Below are 24,087 nucleotides of genomic sequence, written 5' to 3' on the forward strand. Positions count from 1 at the left end.
GGAGTAAGGGTATTGACCCAAGGCCTCATCATGTGCTTGAACCTTAACATGAGATGTATTTAAATTCAATAAGAGCTTCATCTTCCTGAAGCTTAACTACTTGAACCTTAACATGAGATGTATTTAAATATAAGTAGGTCCAAAGGTAAAGTTAAATACTACTTAACTTGAACCTTAACATGAGATGTATTTAAATTTCAAAAGGGAGATTCTAATAATATATGGGTAATTTCCTTGAACCTTAACATGAGATGTATTTAAATCTTATAGTTGCTTGTCCAACTTTTGCACTTTTAGCGCTGAACCTTAACATGAGATGTATTTAAATTTTGGTGTTCAACTCGTAAGAAATAAATTTAAAATAGCGATTAAAGATGATGAGTCATCTCAGTTATGCATAGAAATATTAGAAAAAACTCATTGATATACGGATATTGTCTTGCTAAAAATTAATTTTACCAGCCTTGTTGAAATTTGAAATCCACTTAAAGCCTTTAAAATAGAGGTTTAAGTGGGATTTTTTTGAACAAATTAAAATAGTATTTGGCCCCTGGTAAAAAATCAAGCAATCTCTTTATTTTCAACGGGTCTAAGGATATAATAAAAATAAGGAATGTTGATTTTATAGTGGGCTGAACCTTAACATAGGATGTATTTAAATATTTCAATACCTTTCTGAAAGTTATAATTTCCAATGGCTGAACCTTAACATAGGATGTATTTAAATATAGTAGAGAATATATTAAGATAAATAAAACATTAGCTGAACCTTAACATAGGATGTATTTAAATTAAAGTAAGTAGTATGACCGAGAATAAAATAATAACGCTGAACCTTAACATAGGATGTATTTAAATCCAGGAAGCAATAACTTTTTTATAGTTTCAACAGGAGCTGAACCTTAACATAGGATGTATTTAAATAATAAGGGTATTGTGGAGAAACAATGGAAATGGAAGTTGAACCTTAACATAAGATGTATTTAAATAACCATACTATTGTTCCATCAAATATCATTAGCCTGGTTGAACCTTAACATGGGATGTCCATTAATGTTGATTAAGCTGATTAAATTATGACCACCTTCCTATATTAAATATTCTTAATTCACTACACAGTAGCTAGCTAGTAATTAATGTGCATTAATTTTAGATATGATTCCTTGTCTTAAGAGAGTTCTCCAAAGCTTAGTATAGGTAGTAAGTAAATAGCTATAATAATATTAAATTTAGGACCTAATTGAGTTAATAACTCTATTGAGTTTTAGCATATTATGTTTATCAATTCTGTAAAGAGCTTCTCTACTGTTGACCTTCTTTTTTAATTCTTTATTACATAAAAATAGAAGCATTTTCAAATAAGCACTCCAAACAATATAAGTATTTCGTATAAATTTATTTTTAATTTATCGCATCGAAATTTGTATATAATTTCTTTATTATACATATATATGTTATAATATAGATAAAATTGTATAAAGAGGTGTATAAATGAAACTTTGGGAAATGACTATAACAGTAATGTTGAAAAAAGATATATATTTTCAAGACTGTGGATATATAATAGGAAAAAATATAAATAAAAGCATGTTATTAGATAATCACTTGAAGGAAATCCATCCCCAAAAGCAATATAAAGGTTATATATTCAATAATTTTTATCCTATAGAAAAAGATAAATTCTATAAAAAAGATAGGGTATATGTATTCAATATTAGATCTTTAAGTGGTGAGTTTATTAAAAGATTAGAGAGTTGCATTTTAAATTTGAATAGTGATGATTTTAATATTATATCCATTTCTAAAAAGGAAATAGAACAAGAAAATATTGAACGATTATACACTGAAACTCCATTGATAATAACTGTAGACAATAAACCTTGGCTTCAGGAAGGTGGAGATTTAGATTTATTTATACATAGGTTAGAGGATAACATAGAGAAGAAGTATAAAAGCTTCTTTAATGAAGATATAGATGTGAGAGATAAATTCATTAAAAGTATAGAGTTTAAAAATAGAAAGCCAATGCAGTTTAATTATAAGGGGATAAAGTTGTTGGCTAATAAGGTAAGTATAGAAGTTCAAGATAATGAAGCAGCTCAGAAAGCAGCCTTTTTAGCTAGAGCTGTTGGACTAGGGGAGAAAAATTCTGCAATAGGAGCGGGATTTTGTAAGTAAAATAAATGTGAGTTTTTGAGTAAACTCGAAAGTAGGTTGCTATTTGAAAATGAGATTATAATGTAACAAAATTATTGAGAGTTAAGAGATTTAAGAACAAGAGGTGACTTTATGGATAGAAAAAATATAATACTAGAATTAATTACCAACATGTTTAGTGCAGGAGCAGATGGGCATACAGCTGAATTCAGAATTACAGAATTAAAAGCATTAATGCGTTCAACTTTTAGGGAATTTTTTGAATATACTAATTTAGAGGATTTAAATGAGAAAGAAGCTATATTATTTGGTAGTACAAAGAGGAAATCGCCAGTTATGATGAGGATGACAGGAGGAAATATTAGAAGAAATATCGAAGAAAAATTAGTATTACATAAAGAAAATATAAAAAAAATACCAGCGCTTTTAAGTGGAACAGAAATAAATATTGTATTTGAATGTAGAAATATAAAATTTTTAGAATTATACATAGATATTCTAAAGTTAGCTGCTATTACAGGTGGTTTGGGAAAGCGTTCTAGAAAAGGTATGGGTTCATTTAAAATTAAAAGTATAGATGGAGAAATTATTAGTACCAATTGCTTTGAAAATTTAAAAGAATTATCAGAAGAAAGAAAGTTTGAAACAACAGATTCTAAAGGATTTAAAAAGACTTATGCTTTTAAAATAAGAAAATTTTCAATAGATAAACTTAAGAAAGATAGTTATGTTAAATATATAATAGAATGCAATAACATGCCTAATATTCATTATGCAAAGTATCTACATAAAATTAAAATTGAGAATGAGAACATAATGAATATATTAAAAAATATTTCCGAATTAACTCATAAAAGATTGGAAGATTGTGAAGGATTCATATCAAAAGAAACTAACTTTAAGTTAAAAGAGGAAAACTTAAATAAAGAAGTATTAGGAAACTTTAAGGGAGGTAAACTGCTAAGATTTGCATCACCTGTTTATGTAACTCTACATGAAGAGGGGAACGATCCCTATATCATTATAAAGGAATTAAACTATAAATATATATATGAACATGAACAAATAAAGGAAAAAGAACTAGACCTAGACTCAAAGTATATTGCGGGATATATTAATGAAATTCTACAATGTTGCGGGGGGAAAAGATGATGACATATCTATTGGGGGTAACAGTTGGACCAGTGCAGTCTAATATTCAAAAGTCTAAAAAACTAATAGATTTACGTAATTCCAGTAGGATTATTTCTGACATAATGATAAAAGTGTTAGAATATTTAAAAAACAATGTGGATAAACAAATAGAAATTATTTATCCAGATATAAATAATGATATAAATTTAGACTTAACAAATTACTTAATCTGCGAAATTCATACCAAAGAGGGTTTAGGCAATATGAAAAAAGCCGTTTTCGATGAGTTTAAAATTGAACCTAAAAAAATAACTTTAGAAGAGGTATATTTTATGTTTTGGGCAGTGGAGCCTTTAGAAACATATGATAGAACTTATAATAAATTAGTTAAAAAATTAAGAAGTATTAAAAATACTTATGAATTCAAAAACTATGAAGAAACAAATACTGGGAAGAAGTGCAGTTTATGTGGTGAACGTGTTCGTATAAATGATAAAGATAAATTATGTGATTTATGTAATTTTAAAAGAAGTTATAAAAATCTAAGGTATAAATCAGTTTATGAAATTTCCATAGCACCATGGAAAGACAAAAATAAAAATGAATTAAATGATGTAACTGAGAAATTAGAAAGTGTATTTAAAAATACTGAAAAATATTACAGTTTGGATACAGTATCAAATTTGATTAACCTTTCAGAGCCAAATATATTTAAAAGGATACGAGAAGAAAAGGAAATTAATGAAGACTTGATAGATTATGAAATGGATGATCATAAATTGATTGAAGAATTAAGGGATATCAAAATTAAATTAGAAGAAATTTATTTAAGGAAAGGTACTCCAGTTATAAAACCACACTATAAATATTGTTTTTTCCAAATGGATGTAGATGATTTAGGAAAATGGATGAGTGGTAAATGGAATATAGAAAATAGTGAATTAAGAGATAGACAGAAAGAAATTTCTCAAGCTTTATCTAAATTTGCATATGAGATAAGACAAAAGTTTGAAGATAGTAAAATCGCTGTTATTTATGCTGGCGGAGATGATTTTCTTGCAATATTACCTGTTGAAATGTTATTAGAAGCATTAAGAATTATAGAAAAAGGTTTTAAAGAAATAGTGCAAGATAGGCTAGAAGAATCTAATAACTATAAAAAGAAAATAACTTATTCTGCTGGAATAACATTGATAAGCTGTAAGGATGATATGGCATTAGCTTTAAGACAAAATCGTATGACTTTAGAAAAGGCAAAAGAACGATTTAAAGATATTGAACCTTCTAAAAATAGTATAGGTATAAGCTATATAGTTAATAGCAATAAGATAGTGAATATGTACCTATCAAAGCCTTATTTTCAACAATATGTAAACAATCTTGAGCGTTGGAGAAATATAAAGGATAACACATCATTTGCTTATATTGATGCCATAGAAAATGAGTTTAGCAAAATTAAGTTTGAAAAATTAGAAATAGAGGAATCAATGTCTATAATAGAGATGATGGAGCTGGAATTCAAAAGATATTTAAGTAAAAATAAACCCCAAAATAATACCGAAGATTTTGAAGAGTACTCTAAATTGCACATAGAATTATTTAAAAATATTATTAGGGAAAATATCATTGATGAAAAATTTGATTTTTCAAATATTATTAATTGCTATAGAATTTATGAGAAACTAACAGAGTTTGATTTTAGTAGCAAAGGTGGTGAAAGTAATGAAACTGCTAAAAATAAAGCCTTATGATAATACTTTTTTTAGATTAGGTAATAATTTTGAAATGAGGATAAGTACTGTTATACAAAGTAAAAATATAGCATATCCTTCAACTTTTTTTGGAGCTATTTTCACTGCAATTTTAGCTAATAATGATGTTTTTAGAGAAAAATTTTTAAGCAAAAAAGCTAATAATGACCATTTCAAAATACTAAGTATTAAACAAATTTATTTATATGATGAAAAACAGAGGACAGCATATATTTCAGCACCAAAAGATTTATTTATTGGCAACAATATAAGCTATGGTAGTTTTAAAAGATTAGAAGAAAATGAGGCATCCATTTTATATTCATCTTATCTTGAAGAGCCAGAAGGTGATGAATTAGAACGTACAGATAATTATTATGTAAATATAAAAGATTTTTTTCCAAAGTATAGATATAAGATTTTACAAAAGAGAGATTTAAAACATGAGAATGATATATTTATAAAAAACCTTAAAACAGGTATAGCACTAGATAAAGGTACAGGCACTGTGAGAGAAAGCTGTATATATACTATTGAACAAACTGAATTTAAAGATTCAGAAGAAAACCATTGGAATTTTGTTGTTGAATATGACATAAATAATGATTTCGTAAGGGAATATTACGATAATATTGAAATAAAAAATTTAGACAAGGGACATTTAAAACTTGGAGGAGAGTCAAAAGTTTGCAGCTATGAAATTATAGACAACAAAAGTATAGCCAGTTTTAGATTAGAACAAAGAGATGAAATTTTAAAACCAGAAGAAAAGGTAAAGGTAGTACTTACTAGTGATAGCTATTTTAAGGAATGTCTCGAGAAAAGTTTTAATGATGAAATAAAAATCCAAGCATTAGTTAATGATAAGCCTATTTACATAGGAGGATTTGATTTAGTAAAGAATAAAGAAAAAGTTATGTATAAAGGCTATTCTGCTGGAACTGTAATTTTATTGCAAAACACATCAAATAATGATGTAAACATTAATGAATATTTATCTAAAAAAATCACAGCTGATTTTACCAATGGATTTAATCAATATATTTATGTAAAAGGAGAATAAAAATGGAATTTAACAATATAGAACATTTAGTTATATTCTCAACATTAAATCAAATTACTAATTATATAGCAATTAAATCATTAAAGCCTAAAAATATTTATAATATAACTTTTAGTGAAGGATTAAGTGAGGATTTCAAATATGGTATAAAACCATGTGAATGGGATGAAAACTTAGAAGCAGTATTAAAAATTGATAAGGATATAGATGCGAAAATAAATGATTTAAAAATTACGGAGAATGAGTATGGAGATTTAGAAAAATTTAAAAGTTTCATTTTAGAACGTTTAAAACATATTGATGAAAGCACTCCTATATATTGGCATATTACAGGGGGACAGAGAGTATTTGCTATGGCTATATATGACATAGTAAAAAATCGCCCTAATGATATTTTATTTTATCTTGAAGGAAATAGTGAAAAAATTATTTCTGAGGGAAAAGATAAAGATGAATTTAATTCAAAAGTGAAATATGAATTAAGAGATTTGGATTTTAAAATAGCATTTCAACTGATGGGCTATGATACTAAAGAGATTAGAAGCACACAAAAATTAAAGGAAAAAGGCATAAAAGCAGAAAATATTAATTTAGATGAAGTAAACTTCTATAATGCTTTATATCAGTGGATGTTAAATGAGGGGGAAAATGAAAAATTTGAAATAGATTCAGAAAAGGGAACTTTTAAAGAACTATTATTATTATCAAATTCAACAAGTAAGTTTATTAGTGAAGAGGAATATAAAAAAGATAAAAATAAAAGCAGAAAAATAAGACAAGAATTTTTAAACAATCTATTTGATGAAGTGAAAAACAAGTGTAATAAATTAGGTAAATATGATATTAAAAATTCAAGAGAAATGAAAATGGGTTTTCCAGCAGGATATATTTTTGAGAAACTAGTTGGATATAAAATATATGATGTTATAAAAGATAATCATAAAATCCTAGGCATGGAGATGAGTTTGAAAGTATTTAAGGATGAATCTAATCATTGTATTGATGAATTAGATATTGTTTTGTTAACTAATACAGGTAGAATATTAAACTTTGAGTGTAAATCTGGAAGTCTAGGAGGAGACAATGCTAAAAGCCATCATTTTACTACTTATGTGCTTTCAGGTGTGTTTGGAGCACCAATCTTTATGACTCCTTTAATAAAAAAAGATTTAAAAGGAGATACAGATAAAAAACTAATTGCTGCTTGTAGCACAGCAAAAAAAGCAAAGATAAAAATAATATATTTAGAAAAAATAGAATGTGAAATTAAAAAGTTAATAGGATAATGGGAGGGATTAATATGTATAAAGATATAGAGACAATATACATCAAGGCAATTAGTTCAATTCATTCAGGAAGTGGACAATCATTAACTAGTGTAGATATGCCAATTCAAAGAGAGAGACATAGCAATATACCTAAGATTGAAGGATCAAGTTTAAAGGGTTCTATTAAACATCACATTTATCATAAATTAGGGTTTACTAAACAAGCTATAGAAGGAGAGAAGAAACAAGAATATACAATATTTGAAAAAATATTTGGGTCAGAGGAAAATGGTGAAAAATCAGCTAGTGCTATAGCTATCACAGATGCTAAATTATTATTATTTCCTATGCGTTCAGCAACGGATATATATAAATTAGTAACATGCCCTTATATACTTAAGAGATGGAAAGAAGAAACAAATCAAACTTTTGAAGATATTAATGTGGAAGATGGAGAATGTATTATAGATACAAAATCAAGCCTATTAACTGATGGTAGGTTGATGTTAGAAGAATATATATTTGAAACAAATAAAGAAGATTTAAGTACTTTGTTTAAGGAAATTATTGAAGAGGATTTTATAGAAAAGAAGATAGTTATATTATCTGATAGTGATTTTATAGACATGGTGACAATGTATACTGAAATTATTACTAGAAATAGAATAGATGTTGAGACAGGAACAGCACAGGGAACAGGATTATTTTCAGAAGAGTATTTGCCAGCAGAAACAATAATGTATTTTTCGGTATTAGAATCAGCCTTTTATAAAAATAAAGGAAAAGATACTAGCGCAAAGCAATATTTTAATAAGAATATTGGAAAAGTATTTCAAGTTGGTGGAAATGAAACAATAGGAAAAGGTATCGTAAAGATTATTAATTATGCTTCGTTAGAGGGGGTAGCAGATAATGAGTGATTTTAAGAATGTTAACCTTCAGGTGGCTCGATTTGCTTTAAAAAGTGTAAAAGAAATTTTAGAGTATGATATAGAACTTGAGAGCGATAATAAAGATAAGCAAAAATTAATTTCTAAAAAGTATAAAACTGTTTCAAAAAAAATGACTATTTTAATACAAAAAAATGGATTGATAGGAACATTGGTATTTGTATTATCTAAAGCAAATAAGGAAAAAAGCCATGAATTTATTCTAAAACATATAAGAAGCTGGTGTAAAGAAGATTTTAAACTAGAATTTTTAAGAGATAAATTAAAATTCTGTGATAATCAAAGTTTTATTGAAAGTATTACTACAATCTCAAATCAAGAATATAGATTGGTGACAAAAGAAATAATGAATTTATTTGGCTGGATTAAACGATTTGCGGATGGAATGATTGAGGGAGATGAGCAGGATGATTAGATTGTTAAAATACGGTGACATCTCTAAAGAATTTAAAAAAGCAGGTAAAAGACCTAGAAAAGAAGATTATGTGTTTTGTAGTATAGATCAAGATAGTATAAAAGTATTATCGTGGATGCTTTATAAGGATAGAAATGGGAATGATGTTTATGATCAGTGGGAAAAGCATAAAGAAAGTAGCTGCCACTATGGGCTGCAAATAGATAAATTGTCCAATATATTTAATGGCAGAGAAGGTAAGAATGAAAATAAAATAGAAAATGCTGTTCATAATAATATCGACGAATATTTAAAAGAAAGTAGAAATTTATTTTACAATATAGATTTTGAGGTTAAAGTTCTTAATAGACTTATAGTAGGATTAGGTGAATCTACAGTTTTTGAAACAGATATTAAATTGCATCATACATATGGTGTTCCATATATTCCAGGATCTACATTAAAAGGGTGTTTTAGAACACATATTATTCAAAAGTATTTTAAATGCAAAGAAGAAAATATAGAAAAAATAGAAAAAGGAAAATGGTTTAATAGTATTTTTGGTGGCATTTTAAATCAAAAAACATATCAAGGTGGAGTGATATTTATGGATGCATTTCCAAAAGGTACATATAAAATATGTAGAGATATTATGACTCCACATTATCAACAAGGATATAAAGATGATGGAAGTATAAACCCAATAGAAATCCTAACAGTGGAAAATACTTCTTTTAGATTTGTATTACGAATAAACAAAAAACGTTTTTTAAATGATGATGGTTTAGAAGTTAAAGTAGAAGAGAAAAATATTAGAGATTTTATTATAGAAGAAATGGTTGAAATGCTCACCACTCATGGAGTAGGAGCAAAGACAAGTGTTGGTTATGGATATTTTCAACAAATAACAAAAGAGGAATGCTTGTCTCAATCACAAAAAAATGATGAAAATAGAAGAAAAGAAACAGAGGAACATAAGGAGAAGCAAAAACTAAATAGAATGACTGAAAGTCAAAAAAAGTTATATTTAATTGAAAAGATAGACAATCCTGAAAAGAAAATAGAAGAGCTAAAAAGACTTTTTACAAATAGACAAAGTGAAAATTTAGATAAAGAAGAGATAATAAAATTAGCAGAAGTAATTAAAGAAAATTTAGAAATTGCAGGGCAGTGGAAATACATTTTAGGAAAGAAAGGTAAAGAAAATAAAACATTAAAAAGGATTGAAGAGATTTGCCTAATATTAAACATTGATTTACCTAAATAACGGTAAGATTCCTGAACTTTAACATGAAATAATCATAAGCAATAAATTTGAAATAATTATTAAAAATGATGAGATGTCCCAACTAATGGCTTACATTGCAATGAGCACAGGAATATTAGAGAAAAACTCATTGGGATACGGATACTGCCTTGCCAAAGATTAAATTTACCAACCTCATTAAAATTTAAATTCCTCTTAAAGCCTTTTAACATAAGGCCTTAAGAGGAATTTTTTTGAGCAAAGTAAAATAATACTTACCGCCTGGTAAAAAATCAAACAATTCCTTTATTTTCAATAGGTTTAAGGATATAATAAAAATAAGGAATGTTGATTTTGCAATGGCTGAACCTTAACATGGGATGTATTTAAATTGCAATCTCTTAAACTGTCTGAAGTATTTTGCTTTCGCTGAACCTTAACATGGGATGTATTTAAATTGGCTTTCAATCTTTAATACTCTTAGATAATAAATGCTGAACCTTAACATGGGATGTATTTAAATAAATCTCCGGCCCACAAAGCTATTTCTTCCTTATCGCTGAACCTTAACATGGGATGTATTTAAATTAAGAAAAGATACTGGAAATAAAGTAAGTTAAGTCGCTGAACCTTAACATGGGATGTATTTAAATGAAGGTGCTAAATATATAAGTTTAAGTAAGTAAGGCGCTGAACCTTAACATGGGATGTATTTAAATATTACTAAATCGGCCTCATCAGATTTACTTTTATTGCTGAACCTTAACATGGGATGTATTTAAATCCGTTACTATTTATAAAACCCCACTTCTTATTTAAGCTGAACCTTAACATGGGATGTATTTAAATAAATAACTACCCTTAATTCTTATGCTGGCGTACTTTGCTGAACCTTAACATGGGATGTATTTAAATTATAATGAGTGAACTGCTTCTTTTGTATTTTTTGATGCTGAACCTTAACATGGGATGTATTTAGAATAATAATAGAAAATATCTTTGTAATACTACGCAAAAACACCGTAAAATTCAGGTTTGAATAATACAGTGTTTTAGTAAATTATTCATTTTTCAGTTATGATATTAAATAAGAATGTCCTGAACTAAAATATTACATAAAATTCATTTAAAGATATATGAAGAATCTATTAGTCTCACGGTATTCGATTTATGTATTTTGTTAAATTGCCATCATCAGATAATCCATGACACCAGATGTAAAGATTTTAGTAAAGCCAAAATGCTCAAATGCTTCGGTGTTCTTGCTATTTTCATGCTGCCACATTTCAAGAGAAGACATTCCCATCATTTTAGCTTGTCTCTTCATTTCATCTAGCATTTTTTCCATTATTATATCATCATCAGCTCCTGTAAGCATAAAATTATTATCAAATAAAAAACCAACTGGGTGTGAATATATTCTCATAAGTGGAAGTGCCATGATCACTTTGCCGTCAACTTGGGCTACTAGATGAATCCCTTCTTTTTTTTCATATGATTCAATGCTAGGTAAAATTTTTTCCTCTGTAATTTGCCTTGGTGTCATATATCTTCTAGCATAGATCTATTAAGAAGCTGAACCTTAACATAGGATGTATTTAAAGTAATTACAAAATAGCCCCTTGAATTAAGGAATTAAAAGCACCATAAAGCTTTGATACTGTGCTTTTATAAGTGTTCTATTAAATAATAATATTTAACATGATTAATGCTGGATTATATTGGGAAAAATAATGGTATTACTATATTTCTGCACATATATTTAGTTTTTTACTGTAACATTTGATGTATTTAAATTATACTATCATTTTAATTAGATAAATTTAAAATTAACCATAACATAAGATGTATATAAAAACCAAATATATGTGTGAACATATTTAAGAAAATTATAATTAGAAAATATATTAATGCATAGATTTTCTAATTATATGTCATAATAATATCATATACAATAATATTAATAAGATTAAAAAAGGGAGATGTATTAAAATATATAAGTGATCTAGAATATATAGGCATTTATATCAAATTCGTTAATAAAAGATGTAGGGGCATATCCTTGGCGAAATAACAGAATATTTAGATATTAACTGTTTGAAAGTATGGTTAGTGGTGATATAATGTAAATAAATCATATTGAAAAATAAGTAGGAATGAGTGATTTTATGAAATACTGGGAAATAAAGGTTACAATTCTGTTGAAAAAAGATATAATATTTACAAGCAGCAGCGAAATAATTGGAAATAATATTAATTATGCAATGCTAAAAGATGAGGAACTTAAAGCGTATCATAAGGAAAAAAATTACAAATATGTGTTCGGGAATTTTTTTCCACCTGAGAGAGATGGTATCTATAAAGCAAGCAGAGTATATGTTTTTAGCATAAGAAGTTTCAATTACGATTTTATATCTAAAATTAAAATTTGCTTAGAAGGTTATGAGAGTAATGATTTTAATATAATAGCAATGGATGTTAGGGAGATAAATGAACAGCCTATAGAATTTATCGAGACTATAACACCAGCTATAGTTACTGTTAATGGTAAGCCTTGGCTTTCTAGTGGCGATATTTTGCTTTTAGTAAAGAGAATTCATAGCAACGCAGAAAAAAAATACAAGTTTTTCTTTGGTGAAGAAATAGGGCATGTGGATGACTATTTTATTGAGAAATTAAAAATTCTAAATAAAAAGCCTATGTATTACGAATTCAAGGGAAAACGTTTACTTGGTAATAAATTTAAAATTAAAGTAAATGAGGATGAAAAATCACAAAAGCTTGCATTTATAATTTTAGGAGCAGGGCTGGCAGAGAAAAATTCAGCTTTAGGAGCAGGTTATTGTATACCAGATTGGAGGCGAATTTAAAGGGTGAATGATGGAACGATTTTAAAAGAATTTAAAACAAAAGATGTTTTTTACAATAATGGACTAGTTAATCTAAAAATGTATTTAGATGAATATGGAACTAAGGAAATTTGCTATGAGTTAGAAAATAACAAGTTAATTCTAAAGTTTCCTAAAGAGAAAGAAGAAATTTACTATAATGAGCTGCTCAAGGGATACATCGTTAATAACGATATAGTGTTTCAAACAGATAATGATAGGTTGTATTGGGATAAAGATAATAGTTGTTTTATTTGTGATAGAAAATATGATATTCAAGGAAAATCATCTGGTAATGATGTTAAATATTCATACAAATATATCACTCCTGAGGAGTTAGGTAAAACTACTGAAGAAATGTTTAATATTTACACGGAATTTTCTAAAAGGAATTGTTTAAAAGAAGTAAGCATTAAAGGGGATACTGAAATTTTCAAAAAGGATTTTGAATTTAAAAAGAATAATCAATGTAAGATACCTATTTTTATGACTAAATCAGAGTTTGTTGAAAGCTATATTCAGTATTCTGCAAAAGGTGATTTACTTAATATTGATTCTAAGATACATCAGTTTGAAGATGGTGGTTTTTGCTTCAGAGATATGCTTTCTAACAAAGATAACTTTATTGATAAATGGGACGCACTTATATATTGGTATGGCTCTAAGATGAAGAGGTTTTATAATTTATCGTACTTTATTTATTTAAATTCTTTTGATTTAAATGCACTATATGAAATGAAAAAATCCTTTCCAAATAGAATAAGTGATGAAGCTGTTAGGATTAAAGATGAAAAGAAAGGTACTGTAAAAACAATTCCCACTAATGTTGAAATATCTAAGCAGCTTAAGTTTGATGGGATAGAAAATGATAACTTTTATATATCAGGAAGCATAAGTGAATTTCAATTAAAGTTTTTAATGTATATGATATCTTATATTTATCATATAGAAAGAATGTATGAAAAGGAGGGCAAAGAAAGAATCAGAATAAGGAAAGAAAAACTGTATAATAGCTTATCTAAAATCAGCTTTGTAACCTATACAGAAGATGGAAGCATGAAATCAACTCTCGATGAGTATACAAAAACCTATAAGATTAGTATGTTTTTAAAAAAACTTATAGAGACTGAAGTTAACGAGTCTACGTTGTTTAAATATTTTTCGGATTTGATTAGTTCTATAACTTTGTCCAAAAATGATCAGGAAAAGGTTAATTTAAATATTAAAAGGTTTTGCGAGAGCGTTCTTAGATTTTCGGACTTGAGAAAAGTATATTATGAAGTTTCATTTAAAATTTTAAGAAACAACAAAAGAGGATTAGGCAGTTTTTTATACGATTTTGAAAATATATACTTACAAGAAACAAAAAGAGGTGAAGGGATAATGAATTTGCATAGCAAGTCAAAGGAAATTGGCAAGGAAATTGGAAGTTTTTCAGCTAATGTGGATGATAAGGATTTATTATTTAAGCTAAGAAACATAAAAAATCAGAGGCAGATGGTTACATATTTTAAAGATTTAAAGTTTACTGTTTTAAGAAAGCAAAATGATGCAAAATTCACCAATGAATTTAATGATGTGATGGAAGAGATACTTGTAGAGCTTGAAAACAATCCTAATAATTGGGAAGTTGTAAGAGATTATATTGCTATTTACGCAATAGATAAATATAGGTCTGTATCATATGCAAAACAAGTACAAAAGGGAGGAAAATAATATGTTTTATAATATTTCGTATATATCTAAAGTAAATTTAGGTTCGTTAAATGGAAGCGAGGGCATGGGCGGGAATATAACACCAATAAAAAAGATTTCTGATAACAAAGGTGAAGAGTATGCCTATATATCAGGTCAGGCTCAAAGAAGATATCTTAAGGAAACTTTGATGCAACTTGGGGAGAAAATATCTGCTGTCAATGAAAAAGGTGAACCAAATTTTTTAGAATTAAATGAAAAAATTTATGATAAAAATAGGGAAAAGTTTCAAGATAAGAAACTGATGTATAGAGAATTTTGTGATCTTGACTTATTCGGATATATGCTCCCAAAGGGTGGAAGAAGATGGTCGCCAGTTAAGGTTGCCCCTATGGTTTCTATACATCCATACAAAGGAGAATACGATTATCTAACAAGAAAACAGTATGTTGAAAATGAGTCTAAGAAAAGCGGAAATATTGTACAGATAGAAATAGATACACTAAATTATATGAGAGGAAATATAGTTATTGACGTAAATAAAATTGGAAATGAAATAAACGAATATACATACCAAGTTACGCCTATGCTTTCCGCAGAGGAGAGAAATATTAGAATTAATAATCTGATAGATGCTATAAGATTTTTTAATGGTGGAGCTAAGCAAGCGAGAAATTTAGAAGATATATCACCTAAATTTGCTGTTATAGTAGAACAAAAAACCGGGAATCCATTCTTATTAAACAGTATTTATGTTGATAGATTCAATAAACTAGATTGCAAAGCTATCATAGATGAAATTAATGATAGTAAAGCTGTTATTAATAAAGTTATGATAGGTGTTTCTAGAAATGTATTTGCAAATGAAAATGAAATCAAGGAAGTTTTTACGAGTGCTGGCATTAAAGTTTCCACAATAACAGAGGCATTTGACTCTATAAAGGTAGGAGCTAAGTAAAATGGGTGTTATAAGATTTAGAGTTGAAGGGATTTTTAACTCTTTTAGGATGCCTTTCTTTAGAACTTATCATAAAAGTTTTTTAGCACCGCCGAAAACAACTATTATAGGAATGCTTAATAATATAATGGGTAAATCGGAAGAATTTTATTATTCATTACTAAATGAAGATAAAATAAAAGTTTCTGTTGTGATAGATTCAATAAAAGGGAAAGCAAAAGACTTATGGGCATATAAGACTTTTGAAAGTAAAAGTGATATGCATGGTAGAAGTGTAATAAGAAGAGATAAATTATTTAATGCAAAATATACAGTATATTTAATGATTAATGATAAATCATTAAGTGAAGAGATTTATAATTGTCTTGTTTGTCCTAAGGCTGTTCCTTCACTCGGATTAGATGATGAGCTAGTAAAGATATATGATGTTGAATCAGATTTGAAAGTAGATATCAATGATTCATATGTTATTAATTCAGTATTTATGGATAAAGGATATGAGTATAAAGCTATGGTGGATGATTTAGAGGCTGATGTAGAAATGCCGACCTCTAATATAGTACCTTTGAAGTACATTATAGATAGCAGCAAGGATTTTAGAGTAGCGAGAAAATCTATGGATGAATACAAACAAGTTGAATATATAAATTGTTGTATTGAGCTTAAGGAAGTTGAAAGTTTTGTATGCGAAAATAACAAAATAGTTTTTTATTAAAGGAGATACAGAGTTTAGATGAATGAAGTGATTGCCAAAAGAAGAAAAGACGGAAAAAAGCAAACTTTAAATGATCATACATTTAAGGTGATAGAAGAGGCTCTTAATTTAATTGATGATAAGGAGTTAGAGTTTATCTCTCATGAGACAGGGTGGAATAAAGAAAAAATAATAGATTTAATATTTTTCTGTACGTATTTTCACGATATAGGTAAAGCAACGGTTGAGTTTTTAAATACCATAGAAAATGATGGTAAAAGCTTTCATTCCCTTTATTCTGCAAGTTTATTCTCTAGTGTATCAGACTTTAACTTTAATGAAGAATCTGGAATTAATATGTTAATGCTGTGCATACTAACGCATCACTCTGTATTTAATGAAGAAAGTTCATTTAAGACGGTTGGTGATAGCAAGAAGCACAATTTTAGGTTTCTGCCTTATGCAGAAACATTTTTTTACAGCTATAAGGAAGCTTATAAAAAATATATCAAAAAAGAATGCGAATATAATTTTAAATATGATGTAATTAGTTTAAAAGATTTAGGCGATGAAATTGAAACTATTTACGATGATATCAACAACGTAGATAACAAAAAGAAGTATCTATCGCTAAGATTGCTGTACTCTTACGTTTTAGGAATTGTTAATTTGGCAGATTGGATAGCATCGGCCAAATTTAATAATACTATGCCTTCAATTAAGTTTGATTATTTAATCAATAAAGAGGATGTATGCGATAAGCTTGCTAAAGCAATTGGAATTAATAAATTTACGCCAAAGGTCTTTCAAGAACAATTATCAAATCATAAAGGAAGTGTTCTGGTTGAAATACCAACCGGTGAAGGCAAGACGGAGGGGTCATTTCTCTGGGCAATAAATAATATGAAAAGTGTATATAGCAAAATAATATATACACTGCCAACTCAGACTACATCAAATAAACTTTATGAGAGGGCTGTAAATATATTTGAAGATAATTCAGGCCTCTTACATAGTTCTTCTAAAATTTATCTTGAAAAAAAGTATGAATTGGAGAATGGAAAAATAGATGATAATTTTGATAGCGATATTTTATTTAGCGTAACCTTTAATAAAGGCTTTACAGTATCAACAATAGATAGCTTGTTTAAATATTTTTTGAATATAGGAAGATATAATATTGTAATGCTCAATTTCTTAAGGTCCATTATCATAATAGATGAAGTTCATTCATATGATTTTAAACTCATGGGATTTATGAAGAGATTTTTGGAGCTTTGTGATAACTATAATATTCCTGTGTGTTTAATGAGTGCGTCTATACCAAATAAAATGAAAGAACTATTGAATATAAATAAGTTATCTGTTATCAGTGAAGAAAAGCTATTTGAAAAGAAAGCAAACTATATATATAAGATTGATGAAGCATTAGAAGATAATATTGATAAAATTATTGATAAGTTTAATAAGGGGAAAAATATATTAATAGTTAGAAACAATATTAAGAAATCAGTGGAAACCTTTAAAAACCTTAAAAATAGTGGAATAGAAAACATAATACTTTATAATTCGCAATTTAAAAAGAAAGATAGAGTAGAAAAAGAAAATGAAATATATGAAAAACTAGCAAATAAAGAACATTTCGTACTTGTTGCTACTCAAGTTGTAGAGATTTCTCTAGATATAGATTTTGATGTAATGTATACAGATAACGCACCTATTGATTCATTAATACAAAGATTTGGAAGAGTAAACAGAAAGAAAAATATTGATAGATTAGGACAGATATATATATTTAGAGATACAGATATAAAGCCATATTACTCAAGAATGTTGGAAGTAACCTATGAAACAATTGAAGAAGGTCTATTCACTTTGGGCGAATATACAAAGTGGTTAAATAGAGTATATGATATTTTGTTTAATGACAAGAATATTATTAATGAATTGGAGTGTAAATTTAAAGAAGGATATGAAGAGTTTGATAAGAATATCTATAAACTTCATGGAATAGCACAAAGTAAGGATTTGTATGATTTAAGAGATATCGACTCTCCTAAAAAGGATTATATTCTGATTGAGGATTATTACGAGGCTGACAGTTTCGATTATGAAAATATGATATCATTACCAGCTTATTTAGGAGAAGGGAAACATTTGTATAAGGGGAAAAATTACAAACAAGGAATCTACTATGATGTTTTAAGTTTAAAATATACTTATGAGGTAGGCGCAGTTATTGAGGATATTGAGCTATTTATATAATTAACGTGAGTTTGAAAAATTAAATTATTAGCGGATAAATATGGTTGGAGAAAAACACAAATTAAATGGCATCTTATAGACCTATGAAATATAATTTCAGTTAAGCTAGAGTGATGTATTTATATAGTTTTAAGGAAAGTTTTTTATGAAAAAAGCTTTATGAAACCAGCCCAGAAACTATATATTTGCCATAAGGTTTGTAAAATTTCTATAGCGGTTATTTTCTAATTAATTTTACCAACTACATTGAAGTTTAAATTTCTCTTAAAGTCTTTAAAATATGGGGTTCAGGGGAATTTTTTTGAATAAAATAAAATAATTCTTGATGCCTGGTAAAAATCAAGTAATCTCTTTATTTTCAGTAGATTTAAGGATGTTATAAAAATAAGGAATACTGATTTACAATGGATGAACCTTAACATAGGATGTGTTTAAATACCTTAGGAACAAAGATAGTGAGTAACGAAGCCCATTGATGAACCTTAACATAAGATGTATTTAAAGTAATTGACAAAATAGCCCTTGAATTAAGGCGTAAAAGCAATGTAAAAATTTGACACGATGCTTTTATAAGAGTTCTATTAAATAATAATAGAATAGTTTAGATGTTAAATATCTATTTATCTACAAATCTTCTCATTATAACTGTATTATAGTAGTTTCCGTCTTTGTGAGTACGGTCTTTTACTAGTAAACCTTTTTCTATAAATCTATATTTTTTATAGAATTTATTAGCAAAAATAGTGCTTACGATTTTTATAGAAGGCTAAAAGAAGATGAAGATATAATATCAGAGATTCAGCTCATGACGGGAGATGATAATCCCATAGAAAGAGAAAGGATACTGGATCTAGTTTCCTCAACAGGGGACATCATTTTAGTGGCCACCCAAGTTATTGAAGCAGGGGTAGATATTGATATGGATATAGGGTATAAGGATATATCCATGATAGATAGTGAAGAGCAGTTTTTAGGAAGAATAAACAGATCCTGTTTAAAACCAGAAGCAGAGGTGTTCTTTTTTAATTTAGATAAGGCTAGCAGCATTTATAAGCAAGACAAGAGAATGGATCAAGACCTCACTTTAGTTAACGAAGCTATGATAAAAATATTGGAAGAAAAAGATTTTAATCTATTCTATAAGCTAGTTATTGATAGATTAAAGGTCTTAAAAAGCAATCCCAATGAGTATAATATGGTCAACTTTTTTAGTGAAGATGTGGGTAACCTAGAGTTTAAATCAATAGAAGAGAAGATGAAATTAATTGATGAGGACAAAAATGAGATATCCATTTATCTAAGCAGTACAATAACAAGGAAAGACGGGGAGCTGCTAGATGGTAGTGAAATCTGGGAGGAATATAAAACTTTGCTGATGAAGGATGACATGGAATATGCAGAAAAGAAAGTAAAGCTATCCAAGGTAAGGGCAAAGATGAATAACTTCATATATAAAATAAAAGGCAAGAAAGATTTTGTATATAACGATAGAGTAGGAGAACTATATTTTATTGAAAACGGAGATGCTTATTTTGAAGATGGAAAACTTAATAAAGAAAAATTTGTTAAGGGGATAGGTGAATTTATTTAATATGAAAGTAAACGGTACGCTAATAAACTATTATTTCCATTGTAAGAGGCAATGCTATCTTCATGGAAACAGGCTTAACCTTGAGGACAACAGTGAGATTGTTCAGATAGGCAAGGCCATTCACGAGGAAAGACAAGAGAAATCTGATAATACAGAAATAAGCATAGATAATATAAAGCTAGACAAGCTTACTAGTGAATATTTAGTTGAGGTAAAAAAATCTGATGCAGATGTAGAAGCTTCCAAGTGGCAGTTGTTTTATTACTTAAAGGTTTTAAAGGAAAAAGGCATAGAGAGAAAAGGTAAGCTGGAATTTGTTGAGAAGAATAAAACAAAAAATAAGGTTTTATACTTTGAACTCACAGAAGATATTCTGAAGGAATTAGAAGTTCATGTAAAAAATATTGAGAACTTGTTGCTTGAAGAGGATATTCCAGAGGTTTTAAATGAGCCTAAGTGCAAGAAGTGCGCTTATTATGAATACTGTTATATTTAGGAGGTAGGAATGGGGAGTACGAGATATATAGCGTCCATGGGCGAATTAACAAGGAAGGATAATTCACTGTGCTTTAGAAAAGATGGTAAGAATGTATATATACCCATAGAAGGAACAAAAGAAATATATTGCTTAAATGAAGTTTCTATAAACACAAAGCTTTTAGATTTTTTATCTTCAAACAATATTATAGTGCACTTTTTTAATTACCATGAGGGGTATAGCGGAACCTTTTACCCTAGGGATAAGTATAACAGCGGAAGGTTATTGGTAAAACAAGTACAAGCTTTCAGCGAAAAGAGATTAGATATAGCAAAGGCTATAGTAAAAGGTATTGGAGTAAATATTTGCGAGGTTTTATATCATTACTATAAACATAATAAAAAAGAGGTAAAGGAAACTATTGATTGGATTAAAAATGAGTTTTTTAATAGAGTGGATGGAAGTAGTAATATAAAGGAACTTATGGCTGTAGAGGGAGAAGTGTGGCAGAGATTCTACTCGGATTTTAAGTATATACTACCAGAAGATTTTGTAATGAATAAAAGGGTAAAAAGACCACCAGACAATCCGATAAATGCCTTAATATCTTTTGGAAATACACTATTATATACAAAGACTATATCTGCTATATATAGAACTCATCTAGATCAAAGAATAAGCTTTTTGCATGAACCCTCAGAAGGAAGGTTTTCATTAAGCTTGGACATAAGCGAGGTATTTAAGCCTGTAATAGTTTATAGAACCATTTTTGACTTGGTAAATAATAAAAAACTTAAAGTAGAAAAGCACTTTGAGAAAAAAGTGAATTACTGCTTATTGAATGAAGAGGGAAGAAACATATTTATAGAAGCCTTTGAAGAAAGAATGGAATCGGTATTCTCACATCCGAAGTTAAAGAGAAAGCTATCCTACAGAACGGCAATTAAACTAGATTGTTACAAATTGATAAAGTTTATTATAGAGGATAAAGAATTTATCCCATTTAGTTTAAAGGATGGTATGTAATATGGGGAAGGACATGAATTATAATTATGCTTTTCTATTCTATGATGTAAAGGAACAAAGGGTACAAAGAGTTTTTAAAGTATGCAAAAAATATTTATCCCACTTCCAAAAGTCAGTGTTTAGGGGAGAAATATCACCCTCAAAGCTTATACTGCTAAGAAAAGATCTAAACAAGGTAATTGATAAGGATGAAGATTTCATATGCATAGTAAAACTTATAAATGGAGAAGTCTTCGGAGAAGAAATAATAGGCAATCAAAGCAATAACACCGGAGAAGATCTAATAATTTAATTTTACCAAGTGGCTTATAGAAGAAAAGTGTGGAAAGTCTTGAAAACACAAGGCTCATAAAGGATATTTAAAAAAGATTTTTTTCTCGAGGTCACTTGGTAAAAAAAATCATATTGTATTGATTTTACTTAGGTTATGCTATATCATGTATAATTAAGAATGGCTATTTTTCAAGCCTTTAACCTTAACATGGGATGTATTTAAATTTTGTTTTGTAAAGATATATAAAGCTTCCTACCAATCTTTAACCTTAACATGGGATGTATTTAAATCCTGGTCATTAAATAACTGTGAAAAAGATACTAATACTTTAACCTTAACATGGGATGTATTTAAATTCAACCTTTCTGAAATCTCCCAATGCCGGATTGGCTCTTTAACCTTAACATGGGATGTATTTAAATACTTCTTCGAGTTCATTTTGAATTTGTATTTTGCCACTTTAACCTTAACATGGGATGTATTTAAATAGAAGCAAGTCTCTATTCAAAGCACATTGTATTGCTTTAACCTTAACATGGGATGTATTTAAATGAGTATTTTCTAATCTTTGCTCTTTTTATATATACTCTTTAACCTTAACATGGGATGTATTTAAATGAAGGAATAATTGCAACAAGTGCATGTTTGGGTGGAACTTTAACCTTAACATGGGATGTATTTAAATGCAAGGGAATATGCTTAATGAGAAAGGGATAACAACCTTTAACCTTAACATGGGATGTATTTAAATACAACACAACGCTCTATTCTACAAGGTTTATAACCTTTAACCTTAACATGGGATGTATTTAAATTCGGTTGAATAATGTAGAGCTTATATGCACAGATACTTTAACCTTAACATGGGATGTATTTAAATGACTTATGTTGGACAGAGAAGGGCAGAAAGTTTATATTGAACCTTAACATGGGATGTATTTAAATGATAATTATTCTCTTCTTCTTGCCACAGTAAAAGGCAATTGAACCTTAACATGGGATGTATTTAAATAAATATCTAGTTTCGCCTTCAACTTCCTTCTTTCATTGAACCTTAACATGGGATGTATTTAAATTTAAAAATGCTTGTACAATAATTTATTCAAAAACTACTTTAACCTTAACATAGTATGTATTCAAACTTTGGTATTCAATTCATAAGGAATGAATTGAATATAGTGGTTAAAGATGATGGGTTATCTCAGTAACGGCTTATATTTTAATAGATATGGAAATATCGCGAAAACTTATTTGGATATGTATACTGTTTTGCTGAAGATTAAATTTACCAACCTCATTAAAATTTCAATTCTTCTTAAAGCCTTTAAAATATGGCTTTAAGGGAGATTTTTTTGAATAAAGTAAAACAATGACTGATGCCTGGTAAAAAATCAAGCAATCTCTTTATTTTCAATGGATTTAGGGATATAATAAAAACAAAGAATGGCTATTTTTCAGTTCTTGAACCTTAACATGAGATGTATTTAAATGGTGATAGCACTGGCGAAGGTCGGTGCTATTTTATTCTTGAACCTTAACATGAGATGTATTTAAATGTAGATGCAGATAATCCAAACTGGATAGTAATTGCTTGAACCTTAACATGAGATGTATTTAAATATGTTAGATCAAGCAGCAAATATGGAGCAATATAAACTTGAACCTTAACATGAGATGTATTTAAATTCGGAAGTAATCTGTTCAAATGGCTTGTTTATCTTCTTGAACCTTAATATGAGATGTATTTAAATTCAAACAAGTCTTTATCTACTGCCTGAGACCCATTGCTTGAACCTTAACATGAGATGTATTTAAATGATATAGATGAGGTTAATAAGATCATAACAGTAAAGCTTGAACCTTAACATGAGATGTATTTAAATTTAAAGTATTCTCCTGTAAATTGTTTTTCACTATCCCTTGAACCTTAACATGAGATGTATTTAAATAACAATAATTATTTTAATTGCAATCATAGTAATTGCTTGAACCTTAACATGAGATGTATTTAAATTTAAATATAATCATTGATGATTCTAAATCTTTATAACTTGAACCTTAACATGAGATGTATTTAAATTTACACTCTTATCACTAGGTTTCTCTATAATAATAACTTGAACCTTAACATAAGATGTATTTAAATTTTTTTATTTCTACTTCACTTACTAAAGCAGATTTCCTTGAACCTTAACATGAGATGTATTTAAATAGTAATTAGGTTTTGTGATACAAGAATAGCAATATACTTGAAC

18 protein-coding genes and 5 CRISPR repeat arrays (2 of these 23 only partly in view) are annotated in these 24,087 nt (G+C 28.1%); of the genes, 17 read left to right on the plus strand and 1 reads right to left on the minus strand.

Annotated elements, in window-relative coordinates:
* A CRISPR array of direct repeats spans nucleotides 1-329; the repeat unit is 30 nt (it extends 2,003 nt beyond the left edge of the window).
* Nucleotides 330-631: 302 nt separating this feature from the next.
* A CRISPR array of direct repeats spans nucleotides 632-1,055; the repeat unit is 30 nt; unit sequence GCTGAACCTTAACATAGGATGTATTTAAAT.
* 436 nt (nucleotides 1,056-1,491) lie between these two features.
* The 8 genes from cas6 (at nucleotide 1,492) to cmr6 (ending at nucleotide 9,984) form a co-directional block, all read left to right on the plus strand.
* Entirely contained in the window at nucleotides 1,492-2,178 is a 687-nt protein-coding gene (gene cas6, locus BN2665_RS04950) for a CRISPR-associated endoribonuclease Cas6 (protein ID WP_055666011.1), read from the plus strand.
* Nucleotides 2,179-2,289: 111 nt separating this feature from the next.
* On the plus strand, nucleotides 2,290-3,309 hold the full coding sequence (gene cmr1 / locus BN2665_RS04955; RefSeq protein WP_055666012.1) for a type III-B CRISPR module RAMP protein Cmr1: 1,020 nt from the start codon (nucleotides 2,290-2,292) through the stop codon (nucleotides 3,307-3,309).
* Nucleotides 3,309-5,042 carry a Cas10/Cmr2 second palm domain-containing protein gene (locus BN2665_RS04960; protein WP_055666013.1) on the plus strand — a complete coding sequence of 578 codons (1,734 nt, stop codon included), beginning with the start codon at nucleotides 3,309-3,311 and terminating at the stop codon, nucleotides 5,040-5,042. The genes cmr1 and BN2665_RS04960 overlap by 1 nt, the downstream gene beginning before the upstream one ends.
* The gene (locus BN2665_RS04965; RefSeq protein WP_055666014.1) at nucleotides 5,014-6,105 is read left to right on the plus strand and encodes a type III-B CRISPR module-associated Cmr3 family protein; all 1,092 of its coding nucleotides are present in this window, start codon (nucleotides 5,014-5,016) and stop codon (nucleotides 6,103-6,105) included. Before BN2665_RS04960 ends, BN2665_RS04965 begins: the two co-directional genes overlap by 29 nt.
* Before the next feature lie 2 nt (nucleotides 6,106-6,107).
* On the plus strand, nucleotides 6,108-7,391 hold the full coding sequence (locus BN2665_RS04970; RefSeq protein ID WP_055666015.1) for a hypothetical protein: 1,284 nt from the start codon (nucleotides 6,108-6,110) through the stop codon (nucleotides 7,389-7,391).
* 14 nt (nucleotides 7,392-7,405) lie between these two features.
* Nucleotides 7,406-8,293 carry a type III-B CRISPR module RAMP protein Cmr4 gene (gene cmr4 / locus BN2665_RS04975; protein WP_055666016.1) on the plus strand — a complete coding sequence of 296 codons (888 nt, stop codon included), beginning with the start codon at nucleotides 7,406-7,408 and terminating at the stop codon, nucleotides 8,291-8,293.
* A complete protein-coding gene (gene cmr5, locus BN2665_RS04980; protein ID WP_055666017.1) occupies nucleotides 8,286-8,738 on the plus strand; it encodes a type III-B CRISPR module-associated protein Cmr5 in 453 nt (150 codons plus the stop codon). Before cmr4 ends, cmr5 begins: the two co-directional genes overlap by 8 nt.
* Nucleotides 8,731-9,984, plus strand: a complete 1,254-nt coding sequence (gene cmr6, locus BN2665_RS04985; protein ID WP_242865898.1) for a type III-B CRISPR module RAMP protein Cmr6 — start codon at nucleotides 8,731-8,733, stop codon at nucleotides 9,982-9,984. Before cmr5 ends, cmr6 begins: the two co-directional genes overlap by 8 nt.
* Nucleotides 9,985-10,325: 341 nt before the next feature.
* Nucleotides 10,326-10,944: a CRISPR direct-repeat array (repeat unit 30 nt; unit sequence GCTGAACCTTAACATGGGATGTATTTAAAT).
* A gap of 199 nt (nucleotides 10,945-11,143) precedes the next feature.
* On the opposite strand, the gene BN2665_RS04990 is transcribed toward cmr6, so the two are convergent.
* Nucleotides 11,144-11,509, minus strand: coding sequence for a hypothetical protein (locus BN2665_RS04990; protein ID WP_055666019.1), 366 nt, complete (start codon nucleotides 11,507-11,509; stop codon nucleotides 11,144-11,146).
* Between the two features lie 622 nt (nucleotides 11,510-12,131).
* Between BN2665_RS04990 and BN2665_RS04995 the strand changes: the two genes are divergently transcribed.
* The 9 genes from BN2665_RS04995 (at nucleotide 12,132) to cas2 (ending at nucleotide 21,850) form a co-directional block, all read left to right on the plus strand.
* The gene (locus tag BN2665_RS04995) at nucleotides 12,132-12,833 is read left to right on the plus strand and encodes a CRISPR-associated endoribonuclease Cas6 (RefSeq protein ID WP_055666020.1); all 702 of its coding nucleotides are present in this window, start codon (nucleotides 12,132-12,134) and stop codon (nucleotides 12,831-12,833) included.
* 3 nt (nucleotides 12,834-12,836) lie between these two features.
* On the plus strand, nucleotides 12,837-14,567 hold the full coding sequence (locus BN2665_RS05000) for a hypothetical protein (protein WP_055666021.1): 1,731 nt from the start codon (nucleotides 12,837-12,839) through the stop codon (nucleotides 14,565-14,567).
* A 1-nt stretch (nucleotide 14,568) separates the two neighbouring features.
* Nucleotides 14,569-15,504 (plus strand): type I-B CRISPR-associated protein Cas7/Cst2/DevR, encoded by a 936-nt coding sequence (gene cas7i, locus BN2665_RS05005; protein WP_055666022.1) that lies wholly within the window; start codon nucleotides 14,569-14,571, stop codon nucleotides 15,502-15,504.
* 1 nt (nucleotide 15,505) lies between these two features.
* Entirely contained in the window at nucleotides 15,506-16,219 is a 714-nt protein-coding gene (cas5, locus tag BN2665_RS05010; RefSeq protein ID WP_055666023.1) for a CRISPR-associated protein Cas5, read from the plus strand.
* Nucleotides 16,220-16,237: 18 nt separating this feature from the next.
* Nucleotides 16,238-18,463 (plus strand): CRISPR-associated helicase/endonuclease Cas3, encoded by a 2,226-nt coding sequence (locus tag BN2665_RS05015; RefSeq protein ID WP_055666024.1) that lies wholly within the window; start codon nucleotides 16,238-16,240, stop codon nucleotides 18,461-18,463.
* A gap of 805 nt (nucleotides 18,464-19,268) precedes the next feature.
* The gene (locus BN2665_RS05020; protein ID WP_055666025.1) at nucleotides 19,269-20,054 is read left to right on the plus strand and encodes a hypothetical protein; all 786 of its coding nucleotides are present in this window, start codon (nucleotides 19,269-19,271) and stop codon (nucleotides 20,052-20,054) included.
* 1 nt (nucleotide 20,055) lies between these two features.
* Nucleotides 20,056-20,550, plus strand: coding sequence for a CRISPR-associated protein Cas4 (locus BN2665_RS05025; RefSeq protein ID WP_055666375.1), 495 nt, complete (start codon nucleotides 20,056-20,058; stop codon nucleotides 20,548-20,550).
* A gap of 9 nt (nucleotides 20,551-20,559) precedes the next feature.
* A complete protein-coding gene (gene cas1b / locus BN2665_RS05030) occupies nucleotides 20,560-21,558 on the plus strand; it encodes a type I-B CRISPR-associated endonuclease Cas1b (protein ID WP_055666026.1) in 999 nt (332 codons plus the stop codon).
* A gap of 1 nt (nucleotide 21,559) precedes the next feature.
* Nucleotides 21,560-21,850, plus strand: coding sequence for a CRISPR-associated endonuclease Cas2 (gene cas2 / locus BN2665_RS05035; protein WP_055666027.1), 291 nt, complete (start codon nucleotides 21,560-21,562; stop codon nucleotides 21,848-21,850).
* A gap of 176 nt (nucleotides 21,851-22,026) precedes the next feature.
* Nucleotides 22,027-22,975: direct repeats of the CRISPR family, unit length 30 nt.
* Between the two features lie 317 nt (nucleotides 22,976-23,292).
* Nucleotides 23,293-24,087: a CRISPR direct-repeat array (repeat unit 30 nt; unit sequence CTTGAACCTTAACATGAGATGTATTTAAAT) (it continues 218 nt past the right edge of the window).

The organism is Desnuesiella massiliensis, assembly GCF_001403615.1.
GTDB classification, from domain to species: Bacteria; Bacillota; Clostridia; order Clostridiales; family Clostridiaceae; genus Desnuesiella; species Desnuesiella massiliensis.